Below are 12133 nucleotides of genomic sequence, written 5' to 3'. Positions count from 1 at the left end.
GTTTCAGGTGTCCTGGCGGGCCCGCTCCGCAGCGGCCCGCCGCAGCACCTCGGCCGTCTCCGGGTCCGCCGGAAAGAAGGACTCGATGGCCAGCTCCGCGAGCGTGATGTCCACGGGCGTGCCGAACACGGTGGTGGTGCTGAAGAACGACAGCGTCCCCAGTGACGTGCGGATGCGCAGCGGCACCACCACGCCGCCGAAGTCGCGCGCCTTGGAGTCCGGGGTGGACTCCGGAACCGGGTAGCCGCGCAGCTCCTCCAGCAGCGCCGCGAGCGTGGCGTCCCCGGAGACGTCCACCTGCCGGGAGAGGCGGTGGAGGACGTGGTCGCGCCACTGGCGAAGGTTGTCGATGCGGGAGGCCAGCCCCTGGGGGTGCAGGCTCAGGCGCAGGACGTTGATGGGAGGCTCCAGGAGCTCCGGCGCCAGGCCCTCCATCAGGATGCCCACGGCGCGGTTCGCGGTGACGAGCGTCCAGTGCCGGTCCACCGCCAGCGCGGGGTACGGCTCATGGCCCGCGAGCACCAGCTCCACGGCCTCGCGCGTGGCGTTGAGGGCGGGGTCGTCCAGGGAGCGTTCGGCGAAGACGGGCGCGAAGCCCGCGGCGACGAGCAGGCTGTTGCGATCTCTCAGTGGCACGTCCAGTTCCTCCGCCAGGTGCAGCAGCATGTCTCGGCTGGGCTGGGAGCGGCCGGTCTCCAGGAAGCTCACGTGACGGGTGGAGACCTCCGCGCGCAACGCGAGGTCCATCTGGCTCAGCCCGCGCCGCTGTCGCCAGCCGCGCAGCAGTTCTCCCACGGGACGGCTCTGCTGAAGGCTCGTCATGGAGGGGAAGATAGGGGGCGCACGTCATCGCATCCATTCCCTCGGAGGTAATCGACGCCGCACACCCGGCCGCGCATCTTGTCCATTAACGACGGACGGCCTTTCCCAAGGCCCGCGCCGTCGCGTTCATCCATTCCACTGAAGGGAACGTGTGCCATGAGCAAGACGAACGTGTCGGGAAGCCTGTTGCGCCGCGTGCTGCTGCTGGACGGCGTCGCCAGCGGGGCGACGGGCCTGTTGGGGGCGCTGGCAGCGGAACCGCTGGGGGCGCTGACGGGCCTGGAGCCGGGCATCCTGCGCGCGGCGGGGGTGGGGCTGATCCCCTTCGCGTTGCTGCTGGTGTACCTGGCGTCACGGGCCACCCTGCCCTCCTGGCCGGTGTGGTGCGTGGTCGCGGTGAACGTGACGTGGGTGGTGGACAGCGTGCTGCTGCTGACGCACGGGCCGACGACGCCCACGGGCCTGGGAGTGGCGTTCGTCATGGCGCAAGCGCTGGCGGTCGCGGTGTTCGCGGCGCTGGAGTACGCGGGCCTGCGACGAGGCACGACGGTGGCCACGGCCTGAGTGTCGGGTCCGCGCGGTTCGGGCGTCATGCCGTGCCGCGCGGACAGGCTGGCATTGTTATCGTGACGGGACATGGCTTCCTTCGCGCGCCCGTGGCTCGTCATCGCAGCGTTGTCCTCCGGGGTCTTCGGCTGCGCCACGCTTGGCGGCGCGCAGGGGAAGGACCTGGTGACGCTGCGCTACGCCTGGCCGGAGCAGTCGACCATCCGGGTGATGCACACGGTGGACGTGCGGACGGACTGGAGCGGCCGGCAGATGGCGCAGCGCCGGTACTCGATGCGACTCGGTCCCGCGGATGGAGAGGGGCGTCGACGGCTGGTGTTCCAGGACGTGGAGATCATCGAAGCCCCCTTCCCTGCCTTCGTGGAGCCGCTGGCCGCGTCCATCATCGACGCCCAGGGAGACTTCCAGGGGATTGATCCGCTGGAGGACGGCCCCGGCAAGGACCTGCTGGACGCGCTGCCGGTCAGCCCCATGAAGAAGGCCCAGATGGCGAAGGCCCTCAGCAACGGCCTGGAGCGTGAGGCCCGCAACCGGTGGGACGAGTGGGTCGGAAGCTGGCACGGAGCGAGCTTCACGCCTGGGAGGACGACGGTCGTGCCGATGACCATGTCCGTGGGCACCGGCCGCAAGAAGACCGAGGAGGTCTCTGCCGAGGAGCGTGTCCGGCTGGACGTGGGTGTGCCGTGCTCTGAGTCAGTGCCGGAGCCCAAGTGCGTGAAGCTGAAGCTTGTCCGTGAACCTGTCGGACAGTCGGACGAGACAAAAGGACGGTACGCGCGCGTGGAGCTAGAGTTGGTGACGGATCCGGCGACGCTGTCGCCGTACTCGTCACGCATCATCCGCATGGACCGCGTGGACTGGAATGGTGGGCGTGGTGAGCCTGACTTCCATGAGGCCGTGCACGTGGAGCAACACACGTTCATTCACGGGGTGGAAGGGACTCCGGGGCAGGTCGCGGCCGTGGGCTTGCGTTAGCCCGAGCTTGATTGTCGAACGCGCTCTTGCCGCGCTATCACCGCTTGCCGTGATAGCCATTCGTCTCATCCAGCGTGCCGCAAGCGCGGCGTCCCTTGTGGTCCTTGTTGGATGCGGCTCGGCCACCATCGGAACCACGGGCAAACCCGCCATGGCGAAGTGGGTGGCGCCGGTCGTCAGTACGCCGGACGGAGGGCAACTCCAGACGACCATCTACTACGGGCCCTGGCAGTGCAGCGCTGCCTTCCTGTCCCGCTGCGAGTCGAAGTGCGCGGCGCAGGGCCATGCACTCATGGGCTGCATGTGGCTGGCCGACATCAAGGGCGACTGGAAGGGACGTTACCTGTTCATGCCCGCAGAGGCCGGTGGGCGTCTGGCCATCACCCACTGCTGCTGCGATTACCCGACGGTATCGGACGGAAAGTGGCGACGGGACACCTGGCAGTCCGCAAGAGAGTCCTTCCGCCGCAAGTGGAGCTCGGAGTTCGGAGACTGGCCGAAGACAAGCGGAGGTGAGAACTGGGCGGGTCACCACATCTTCGATCTCGCGCACGGTGGCGCCCCAACAGCCGCTGGCAACGTCATCCCTGTCCCCGGGGACGTCCACAAGGTGTTCACCAATGAGTATCCCGCCTGCTACGCCCCTGGAGGCAAGTGGCTCACGCCGGGCCCCGACCGGCCTTACACGGACTGAGGAGCAAACATGTCGATGAAGCGCCTGCTCGACGAAGTCTCGCGGCTCCATTATCCCCGTCCGCCCGCCACGCCCGAGCAGGTCGCGGCCTTTGAAGCGCGCATGGGGTGGAAGCTGGACGAGGACCTGCGAGCCTTCTATCTGCACTGCAACGGAGCGACGCTCTTCGCCCCGCTCCCAGATGTGAACTACCACTTGTTGCCGTTGGAGCGCATTGAACGAGCGCGCGCTGCCATCTTCGGACGAGACGAGGACAGCGCGGGACCGGCCACGCACTACTGTGTGGTGGACATGCAGGACGGCGACTACGTCTTCGTGGACGTCGCGCAGCAGGCAGACGGAAACTATCCGCTGTTCGATGCTTTCCATGAAACGTACCCAGAGGTGGAACGCATCGCATCGTCCTTCGCGGAGTTCCTGGAGAAGGCGCTGCGCAGCGGCAACCGCTCGTTCTGGCTGAGCAGCGAACCGCTGGAAGGATAGGTGTGAGCAGTCAGCGCATGCCCACTTCGGCGAAGTAATCGAGAAACGCACGAATACGCGCAGGAAGCTGTTTCGCGGGATCGAGAAACACAGCGTGGAAGACCACGGTGTCCCCAGGGTTGCGGTCCTCCAGCACGGCGACCAGCCGTCCGGCCTTGATGTCCTCACGCACCTGGAAGGCGGCGATTCGCGCGAGGCCCGCCCCCGCGAGCGCCAGATGCCGCAGCGCTTCGCCGTCGCTGGCGAAGAGGGTCCCGGAAACGGGCACGTCCACCACGGCGCCACGCTCCGTGAGGGGCCACTGCTCCAGTGCGGGAGTGTGACTGGCCCCCATTCGCGTATGCCGCTCCAGGTCCGCGGCTGACTTCGGCGTGCCCATGCCCTTCAGATAGGCCGGCGCGCCGACGATGACCTTGCGCGTCTCCCCCAGCCTTCGCGCGATGAGGTTGGACGACTTGAGCGGGCCCGCGCGGATGGCCACGTCCGCGCGATCCTCCAGCAGATCCACCACGAGGTCCGTGAGCCCGATATCCAGGCGGATGCCCGGATAGCGAGACTGGAACGCGGGCACCCGCGGCAGGAGGAAGTGCGTGCCATAGGGCACGTTGGTGTTCACGCGCACGCGACCCGACGGCGCGTCGTGGGACGTGACACCGCGCTCGGCAGCCTCCAGTTCCGCGAGCACCTGCACGCTGCGCTCGTAGAAGACGCAGCCTTCAGAAGTGAGCTGGAGGCCCCGGGTGTTGCGGTGCACGAGTCGCGCGCCCAGGCGCGCTTCCAGCCGCGCGACGAGCTTGCTAACCGCTGACGGCGTCATCCGCAGCGTGCGCGCCGCCGCGGAGAACCCCTCCTGCTCCACGACCCGGACGAAGACCTCCATCTCCCCGGAGCGATTGATTTCCAGACGCGCCATTGAATTGAACTCACAAGTCCTGTGCCTGGGACGGCTCTACCTCGTGACAGGGCACGCGAATACTAGACCCGTGCGGCCCGGAGACGGATCCACGTGGGGCCGCATGGAGAACCCCATGTCATCCACCAAGAACGTGGCCCTGGTCGTCGGGGCCAACGGAATCGCTGGACTCAACCTCATTGAACACCTCGAAGCGCTCGACGGCTGGGAGGTCATCGGCCTGTCGCGGCGCGGAGGCGAGAACCGCCAGGGTGTGCGCTTCATCTCCGTGGACCTGCTCGACGCGGCCGACAGCCGCGAGAAGCTGAGCGGCCTGACGCAGGTGACGCACATCTTCTACGCCGCCTACCAGGACCGCCCGACGCTCGCGGAGCTGGTGGCGCCCAACGTCGCCATGCTCGTCAACGTGGTGGACGCGGTGGAGCCTGTCGCCAGGAACCTCCAGCACATCAACCTGATGCAGGGCTACAAGGTCTACGGCGCGCAACTGGGACCGTTCAAGACGCCTGCCCGGGAGACGGACGCGCCGCACATGCCTCCCGCGTTCAACGTGGATCAGCAGGTCTTCCTGGAGCAGCGTCAGCAGGGCAAGGCGTGGACGTGGTCCGCGCTCCGCCCGTCCGTCGTGGTGGGCTACGCGATGGGCACCCCGATGAACGCGGCGCTGGCCATTTCGGTGTACGCGTCCATGTCGAAGGAGCTGGGCATCCCACTGCGCTTCCCCGGGCCGCCGTCCGCTTACGACATCCTCATGGACATCACGGACGCGCGGCTCCTGGCGCACGCCATGCTGTGGGCGGCGACGAGCCCCAAGGCCGCCAACCAGGCCTTCAACATCAACAACGGCGACCAGTTCCGCTGGAGCGAGCTGTGGCCGAAGATTGCCCGCATGTTCGACCTGGAGGTGGCCCCTCCCCTCCCCATCTCCCTGGTTGAAACGATGGCGGACAAGGCACCGCTTTGGGACAGGATGGTGGCGAAGCACGGGCTCGCTCCTACTCCATACACGGACATCAACCCCTGGCGTCATGCCCAAGGGATGTTCTCGATCAACTTCGATTTCCTCGCGGACCCGTCCAAGGCGCGGCGCCACGGGTTCCCGGGGCACATCGAAACAGAGACGATGTTCCGCGAAGTCTTCGCGGACTACCGCCGCCGCAAGGTCATTCCCTGAGCGCTTCGACGACGAGCGAGCGGAAGTAACGCGCACCCGGGTCCGCATCCGTCCGGGTGTGCCAGATGAGGCACTTGGTCATGCGCGGTGAGGGGAACGGCATCTCCACCGTGCGCAGGGACAGCATGTCGCAGAAGGCCCGGGCGACACGGCGGGGCACTCCCGCCACCAGGCCGGAGCGGGCCGCCGAGCCACACCTCTCGCGTGAGCCCGTGCTCAATGAGATGCCGAAGCGCTCAGCCGCGCGGTGACACGAGCAACAGCGACAGGATCTCCCCCGCCACCGCGCGCTTGCTGCCTTGCAACACGCGGTCAGGGCCACTGCGCGAAATCACCGTCACCCGGTTCGTATCCGTCCCGAACCCCGCGCCTTCCGCGGTGACGTCGTTGGCGACGATGGCGTCCAGCCCCTTGCGCTCCAGCTTCTCGCGCGCGTGCTCCACCACCCGCTCCGTCTCCGCCGCGAAGCCCACCAGCACCGGACGCTTCGCCCTGCCCGCCACCTTGCGAGACGCCTCCAGCAACACATCCGGCGTGCGCACCAGCTTGAGGTTCTCCGGGCCCTCGCCCTTCTTCACCTTCTGCGGCGCGCGCGACTCCGGCCTCCAGTCGCTCACCGCCGCCGTGGCGATGAACGCGTCCGCGGACTCCACGCGCGACAGCACCTCTCGCGCCATGTCCTCCGCGCTCACCACGTCCACCACTTCCAGCCCCGTGCGGTCCACCGCGCCCACCGGGCCCAACACCACCGTCACCTTCGCTCCCAACGCCCGTGCCTCGTGCGCCAGCGCCAGGCCCATCTTCCCCGTGGACGGATTGGAGATGAACCGCACCGGATCCAGGTACTCGCGCGTGGGGCCCGCCGTCACCAGCACCGTCTTGCCCGTGAGCGGACCGCCTCCCAGACGCGCCGCCACCGCGGACACGATGGCGCCCACGTCCGCCAGCCGCCCCGAGCCCACGTCGCCGCACGCCAACATCCCCGCGCCCGGCCCCACCGTGCTGAAGCGCGCTTCCTTCAGCAGCGACTCCACGTTCTCCTGCGTCCGGGCGTTCTCCCACATCGCCACGTTCATCGCGGGCGCCAGCACCACCGGCCCCTTGAAGGCGAGCAGCGACGTCGTCACCGCGTCGCCGCCGAAGCCCGCGCGAATCTTCGCGATCAGGTCCGCCGTCGCGGGCGCCACCACGTACACCTCACCCCAGCGGGCCAGGTCCAGGTGGCCGAAGTTCCCCTCCTGCGCCGGGTCGAAGTAGTCCGTGAGCGGCGGGTGCCCCACGAGCGCCTGGAAGGTCAGCGGGGTGACGAACTGGCGCGCGGCCTCTGTCATGGCCACCCGCACGTCCGCGCCCGCGCGGCCCAGCTCACGCACCAGCTCGCAGGCCTTGTACGCCGCGATGCCGCCACCCACTCCGACGATGATCCGGCGACCCTTCAATGCGGATGCGTCCATGCGGATTCATTACGCGCCAGCCCGCCCGGTCGCAACCCGACTACCGCAGGGACACCTCGCCCTGGGTGGGAACGTCCACCGAGCGCACCACCGGGCCCGACCCGGGCATCTCCGCGTGGAAGTAGCCCCACACCAGCGTGTACCGGCCCGGCCGCAGCCCCTGCACCACCACCCGCTCCGACATGGGCTGGTACACCAGCTGCGCGAAGCGCGAGCGCAACAGCTCCGTGGGCGGATTGCCCACCGACCCTACGTCACCCGGCACCACCCACAGCGCCTTGCCCCGCTCCGGCTGGATCAGCACCGTCACCGAGCCCGTCCCCGGCACCGGGCCCAGGTCCAACGTCATCTCCGTGCCCGCCACCTGCACCACCACCGCCGGCTGGCCCGCCCCGCGCCCACCCACCACGAAGCGGTAGTTGCCCGGCGACAGGTCCGCGCTGTAGCGGCCATCCGCGCCGGTGATGAGCGACACCGTCTCGCTGCGGTCCGCGTTGAGCCCCTCCACCTGCGCGCCCGCCGCGGGCTTCCCATCCGCCAGGTACACCCGGCCCGTCAGGTGCGTCGCGGGCTTGAGGGTCAGCTCCACCAGCGCCGTGCTGCCTCGCGGCACCTCCTGCGTGCCACTCACCTTGCCCTTGCGCGCGGACACCGTGAAGCGCGGCACGAAGGGCGGGCTCGCCAGCGTGAAGTTGCCGTCCGGCCCGGACAGCACCGACCCGTCACACACGTCGCACGTCACCACCGCGTCCGGCACCGCGCCGCCCGACGCATCCCGCACCCGCCCGGACACCGACGGCGCCTTCACCAGCACGATGTCGCCCATGTCCTGCGGCGTCGCGGGGCGGTCCACCACCTGCGGCTCGTACCCCGCCGCGTCCACCGCGACGATGAGCCGGTCCCCCGCCGTGGACAGCGGCAGTTCGAAGCGCCCGTCCGGGCTGTTCACGTCGTGCTCGTCCACCCGGAAGCGGCGCACCGGCTGGCCCGAGTCGTCCACCACGCGGCCCCGGAACGTCGTGCGCCGGCGCATCTTCACCTGCACCGGCGGCCCGCCCGGCGTGCCCTGCGGCCGCTCCATCGGCTCGTAGCTCGCGTGGCGCGCCTCCACCACGTAGGTGCGGTCCGGCCGCAGCGCGCGGAACTCGAAGTGGCCGCTCGAATCCGACTGCGTCGGCTCCGCCACGCGCGGCGCCACGCTCATCGCCGCGCCCACCACCGGCTGGCCGTCCTCGTCCACCACGTCGCCCGTCAGCTGCGCGCCGGCCTCCAGCTCCACCGTCACCTGCTGCTTCGCTCCGTCCTGCACCGTCACCGGCCGGGGACTCGATGGCAGGTACTCCGGATGCGACGCCACCAGCTGGTACGTGCCCGGCGGCAGGCCCCGCATGGGCACCACGCCGTCCGGCCCGGAGGGGCGGTCGCTGCGGAAGATGTTCTCCGGATCCGCCCACATCGTCACGTCCGCGCCCTCGACCCGCCGGCCGCCGCTGGTCACCGTCACGTCCGCGCCCGCCTTCGCCTCCAGCGACAGTGTCACGTCCGTCGCGGGCGCTGACGCCTGCACGCTGCCTCCGCCCCACTCGGAGTGGTGCGCATGCAGCGTGTAGAGCCCCGGCATGGGCACCTGCGCCGTGAAGTGGCCGTCCTCGCCCGCGTTCACCACGCCGCCCGTGGGCTGCACCAGCACGGACACGCCCGCCGCGGGCCGGCCGTACTCGTCGATGACCTGCCCGCTGATGACCGTGGCCTTCGCCAGCTCCAGCTCCAGCGGCGTCTCGCCCGGCCCCACGCGCGCGGGCAGCTGCGCCGCGGTGAAGCCCTCCGCCTGCCCTTCCAGCACGTACTCACCCGGCGCCAGCGGCCCCAGCTCCGCCAGGGCTCCGGTGGGCACCGCGTCGCGGCGGATGAGGTCGCCCGCCACCGTGCGCAGGAGCAGCTGCGGGTTGGGCACCGGCTGGCCGTCTTCATCCACGATCGTGACGAGCAACCGGCCCGCGGCCTCCAGCACCAGCGTCACCTGCGTCACCCGCTGCGACAGCGTGAGCGTCCGCGGCGCGGAGCCGAAGCCCGGCGCCTCCGCCGTCACCACCACCTCGTCCGGGTACAGGCCGTTGAAGCGCACCGGCCCGCCCTGCGCCTCCGCGTGCTCCTCGCGCGTCAGGTGGTCGCCGCGCAGCCGCACCGTCGCCGCCGCGGGCGCCCCGTCGCGCAGCACGCGCACCTCCAGCGTGCGCGAAGGCGTCAGCTTCAGGCGCAGCGGCTGCGAGTCCGCCTCCACGTGCTGCGCCACCGCGGGCTGGAAGCCCTCCGCGTCCGCGAGCACGTAGAAGGGGCCCTCGCCCAGGCCCGATAACGTGAAGGCCCCGCCCGCGCCCGCCACCGCCTCGAAGGGCAGCGGCACCTTGCGCGACACCGCGCGCACGCGCGCCCCGGGCCTCGCCTGGCCGGAGTCATCCACCACCGTGCCGGTGATGCTCCGCAAGGGCGGCAGGTACAGCTCCACCGCCTCCCCCGGCGCGGCCCGGTCCTTGAGCGCCACGCCCAGCCCCGCCGAGCGCGCCCACACCGTGAAGGACACGCCCGCCAGGTGCTCGAAGCGGAACTTCCCCTCCGCGTCCGTACGCACCGTGGCGCGCGCCGTGAGGAAGCCCTGCTGCTGTTCGAAGAAGGCCCGCGTGTGCAGCGCCGTCTCGTGCGCGGTGCAGGCCAGCAGCGCCAGTCCACACTCGTCGCAGCGCACGTCCGTCAGCGTCCGCTCCGCCGAGGCCGCGAGCGACACCTCCGCGTCCGCCACCGGCCGGCCGTTGCCGTCCAGCACGCGCCCGGTGAGCGTCAATCCCTCCTGCGCGCCAGACGACACCGCCACCGCGTTGAAGGCGGGCATCCCCTGGCGGATGGAACTGGCGGAGACAGGAGAGACGGGGCGCGCGGCCGGTGCGCCCCACCGGGGCCCCAGCACGATGGCGGCGAGCGCCAGCACGGCGGCCGCCGCGATGAAGACCCATTTGCGCATGTGTACGCGGCCGGGACCTTACTCCCAGGCCGGCCCCCCAACGACGGTTTCCCCCGGGAAATTCCAGAGCGTCCTCTTGAGGACGCCCCGGGGCCCTGTGGAGTTCCCGCTCAGTCCTCCGCGAACGGCTGGATGGCCTGCGCCACCGCCAGCTCCTGCCGCGCCTCGCTCAACTCCGAGTTGGTGGCGCGCAGCCGGTCGCTCAGCACCTGCACGAAGCTCCAGAGCATCTTCACCGCCAGGATGGCCTCGCGCTTCATCAGCCCCATCAAGTCAGAGCGGGCGATGACCATGGTCCGCGTGGGCTCCGTGGCGCGCACCGTGGCGGAGCGGGGCGCGTTGTCGATGAGGCCCATCTCGCCGAAGTGCCCGCCCGAGCGCAGCTCCGCGATCTCCACGCCGTTCTTCTCGATGGCCACCCGGCCCCGGATGACGACGAAGAGCTCCTCGCCCGGCTGCCCCTCCACCACGATCTCCCGGCCCGCCGGGTAGGTGCGCGTGGTGGCGATGGACAGCACCGCCGTCTGCTCCTTGTACGTGAGGTGGCGGAAGAGCGGGATCTTCCGCAGCGCCTCCATGCGCGACTGCGCCTCGCTCGTCTCCTCGCTGGCGAGCGCCGCGCTGTCGCCGGCCACCTTCACCACCACGGCGGTGATGTTGTCCTTGCCGCCGCGCTCGTTGGCGATCTCCACGAACTTGCGCGGCAGGTCCCCGGGCTGCAGCCCCGCGACCAGGGGCAAAATCTCCTCGTCCTCGACGTAGCCGTGCAGGCCGTCCGAACAGAGGAGGAACACGTCGCCGGGCATCAGGTCCACGATGAGCGTGTCGACCTGGACGGACTCCTGGATGCCCACCGCGCGGGTGATGACGTTGCGGTACTGCGAGGTGGCGGCCTGCTCCTTGGTGATGGTGCCGGCCTTGAGCTGCGCGGCGACGAGCGTGTGGTCCTCGGTGAGCCGGTGGCACTGCCCGTGCCGCACCAGGTACACGCGGCTGTCGCCCACGTGGCCGATGACGCCCTTGTTGCCGCCCACGGCCAGGCACACGAACGTGGTGCCCATGCCGCGCTTGGAGGCGTCCGTCATCGCCGTGCGGTAGATGTCCGCGCACGCGCGCTGCACCGCCACCTCCACCAGCGCGGCCGCGGCGGAGCGGCTGTCCGCCGTGGGGTTCTGTGCCAGGTCCTTGAGCAGGTGCCGGTTGGCCGCGATGTGCTGCTTGACGACCTCCGTGGCCCGCGCGCTGGCGACTTCACCCGCGGCGTGTCCGCCCATGCCATCGGCGACCATGAACAGGCCGAGCGACGCGTCCACCATCATCGCGTCTTCGTTGTGTTGCCGTTTCCGGCCGACATCGGTCAGCCCGAAGGCTTCTGTGGTCAAGGCCACCGCGAACGCTCCCATCCGTGCCTAGAGGGTGACTCCGCACGTTACGCAGGCCGCCGAAGACGTGGCAAGGCTTCAGGGTTGCAGCCGCACCGACAGCAGGCGCGCGAAGCCTCCAGCCGTGTAGAAGCCGACCTCCACCTGACCGAAGCGCAGCCGCATCCCGTCCTCCACCGCCATGGGTTTGCGAGCCAACAGCCGGCTCCCGGCCACGTACGAGCCGTTCTTCGAGCCCGCATCCGTCAGTAGAAAACGGGTATCCCCTGCGTCCCTTGAAAACCACGCGTGGAACCGGGACACGCTGCCGTCATCCAGGACGACGTCGTTGTTGCCGGTGCGCCCCACGGTGATGCCCCGGCCGAAGGCGTTGCCCTGGGACTTGAGCAGCGGGAAGACGATGGGTTCGTCCTGCCCGAGCGTCGGCGGACCGGCGTTGGTCACCGTCCGCACGGGATACTCCTCCAGGTCGGAGGGAGCCACCGCGCCCAGGGGAGGTGTGAAGAGGAGGATTCCCGCGGGGAGTCCCCGTTCGAACTCCTCGCGGTTGCGCAGGTAGCGCGCGACGTGGGCACTGAGCAGCTCGGCCATGGACGTGGAAGCGGCGCCCTACCCGCACCGGCAGGCGGGGCCGCTCTCGCTCATGGAGTGTA

At 70.0% G+C, this 12133-nt stretch carries 12 protein-coding genes; 5 read left to right on the top strand and 7 right to left on the bottom strand.

What is annotated here, in order from left to right; genetic code table 11:
- Positions 1-3: 3 nt before the first annotated feature.
- Positions 4-795, bottom strand: coding sequence for a helix-turn-helix domain-containing protein (locus D7X30_RS10000; protein WP_304984686.1), 792 nt, complete (start codon positions 793-795; stop codon positions 4-6).
- Between the two features lie 183 nt (positions 796-978).
- Between D7X30_RS10000 and D7X30_RS09995 the strand changes: the two genes are divergently transcribed.
- The 4 genes from D7X30_RS09995 to D7X30_RS09980 all read left to right on the top strand — a co-directional run bounded on the left by D7X30_RS09995 (position 979) and on the right by D7X30_RS09980 (position 3541).
- Entirely contained in the window at positions 979-1386 is a 408-nt protein-coding gene (locus D7X30_RS09995; RefSeq protein WP_120562669.1) for a hypothetical protein, read from the top strand.
- A 72-nt stretch (positions 1387-1458) separates the two neighbouring features.
- On the top strand, positions 1459-2364 hold the full coding sequence (locus tag D7X30_RS09990) for a hypothetical protein (protein ID WP_120562668.1): 906 nt from the start codon (positions 1459-1461) through the stop codon (positions 2362-2364).
- Positions 2365-2515: 151 nt separating this feature from the next.
- Positions 2516-3058, top strand: a complete 543-nt coding sequence (locus D7X30_RS09985; RefSeq protein WP_233591497.1) for a hypothetical protein — start codon at positions 2516-2518, stop codon at positions 3056-3058.
- Between the two features lie 9 nt (positions 3059-3067).
- Positions 3068-3541 carry an SMI1/KNR4 family protein gene (locus tag D7X30_RS09980; RefSeq protein ID WP_120562666.1) on the top strand — a complete coding sequence of 158 codons (474 nt, stop codon included), beginning with the start codon at positions 3068-3070 and terminating at the stop codon, positions 3539-3541.
- Positions 3542-3551: 10 nt separating this feature from the next.
- Here D7X30_RS09980 and D7X30_RS09975 read toward each other — a convergent pair whose 3' ends face one another.
- Positions 3552-4454: a LysR family transcriptional regulator gene (locus D7X30_RS09975; protein ID WP_120562665.1), complete on the bottom strand. Its 903-nt coding sequence runs from the start codon at positions 4452-4454 to the stop codon at positions 3552-3554.
- 115 nt (positions 4455-4569) lie between these two features.
- Here D7X30_RS09975 and D7X30_RS09970 point away from each other — a divergent pair, with 115 nt between their 5' ends.
- A complete protein-coding gene (locus D7X30_RS09970) occupies positions 4570-5628 on the top strand; it encodes an SDR family oxidoreductase (protein ID WP_120563256.1) in 1059 nt (352 codons plus the stop codon).
- Here the strand turns inward: D7X30_RS09970 and D7X30_RS41915 are convergent.
- The 5 genes from D7X30_RS41915 to D7X30_RS09950 form a co-directional block, all read right to left on the bottom strand.
- Complete coding sequence (locus D7X30_RS41915) at positions 5618-5788, bottom strand: hypothetical protein (RefSeq protein WP_158619225.1); 171 nt, start codon at positions 5786-5788, stop codon at positions 5618-5620. The two genes, D7X30_RS09970 and D7X30_RS41915, sit on opposite strands and share 11 nt — an antisense overlap.
- Before the next feature lie 76 nt (positions 5789-5864).
- The gene (gene coaBC, locus D7X30_RS09965) at positions 5865-7082 is read right to left on the bottom strand and encodes a bifunctional phosphopantothenoylcysteine decarboxylase/phosphopantothenate--cysteine ligase CoaBC (protein ID WP_120562664.1); all 1218 of its coding nucleotides are present in this window, start codon (positions 7080-7082) and stop codon (positions 5865-5867) included.
- A gap of 40 nt (positions 7083-7122) precedes the next feature.
- The gene (locus D7X30_RS09960; protein WP_120562663.1) at positions 7123-10098 is read right to left on the bottom strand and encodes a carboxypeptidase regulatory-like domain-containing protein; all 2976 of its coding nucleotides are present in this window, start codon (positions 10096-10098) and stop codon (positions 7123-7125) included.
- 110 nt (positions 10099-10208) lie between these two features.
- Positions 10209-11501 carry a Stp1/IreP family PP2C-type Ser/Thr phosphatase gene (locus D7X30_RS09955; protein WP_120562662.1) on the bottom strand — a complete coding sequence of 431 codons (1293 nt, stop codon included), beginning with the start codon at positions 11499-11501 and terminating at the stop codon, positions 10209-10211.
- A 57-nt stretch (positions 11502-11558) separates the two neighbouring features.
- Positions 11559-12071, bottom strand: coding sequence for an FHA domain-containing protein (locus tag D7X30_RS09950; RefSeq protein WP_120562661.1), 513 nt, complete (start codon positions 12069-12071; stop codon positions 11559-11561).
- Between the last annotated feature and the right edge of the window lie 62 nt (positions 12072-12133).

Origin of the sequence: Corallococcus sp. AB011P (assembly GCF_003611605.1) — a bacterium.
GTDB lineage: Bacteria > Myxococcota > Myxococcia > Myxococcales > Myxococcaceae > Corallococcus > Corallococcus coralloides.
This window is presented reverse-complemented; position numbering and strand designations above follow the sequence as displayed.

What these genes read in the sequence shown, in the direction of transcription:
- D7X30_RS09980 (WP_120562666.1), top strand. Translation starts at nt 3,068, where the DNA reads ATGTCGATGAAGCGCCTGCTCGACGAAGTCTCGCGGCTCCATTATCCC.
- D7X30_RS09970 (WP_120563256.1), top strand. Translation starts at nt 4,570, where the DNA reads ATGTCATCCACCAAGAACGTGGCCCTGGTCGTCGGGGCCAACGGAATC.
- D7X30_RS09985 (WP_233591497.1), top strand. Translation starts at nt 2,516, where the DNA reads ATGGCGAAGTGGGTGGCGCCGGTCGTCAGTACGCCGGACGGAGGGCAA.
- D7X30_RS09955 (WP_120562662.1), bottom strand. Translation starts at nt 11,501, where the DNA reads ATGGGAGCGTTCGCGGTGGCCTTGACCACAGAAGCCTTCGGGCTGACC.
- D7X30_RS09950 (WP_120562661.1), bottom strand. Translation starts at nt 12,071, where the DNA reads ATGGCCGAGCTGCTCAGTGCCCACGTCGCGCGCTACCTGCGCAACCGC.
- D7X30_RS09960 (WP_120562663.1), bottom strand. Translation starts at nt 10,098, where the DNA reads ATGCGCAAATGGGTCTTCATCGCGGCGGCCGCCGTGCTGGCGCTCGCC.
- D7X30_RS09990 (WP_120562668.1), top strand. Translation starts at nt 1,459, where the DNA reads ATGGCTTCCTTCGCGCGCCCGTGGCTCGTCATCGCAGCGTTGTCCTCC.
- D7X30_RS09995 (WP_120562669.1), top strand. Translation starts at nt 979, where the DNA reads ATGAGCAAGACGAACGTGTCGGGAAGCCTGTTGCGCCGCGTGCTGCTG.
- D7X30_RS09975 (WP_120562665.1), bottom strand. Translation starts at nt 4,454, where the DNA reads ATGGCGCGTCTGGAAATCAATCGCTCCGGGGAGATGGAGGTCTTCGTC.
- coaBC (WP_120562664.1), bottom strand. Translation starts at nt 7,082, where the DNA reads ATGGACGCATCCGCATTGAAGGGTCGCCGGATCATCGTCGGAGTGGGT.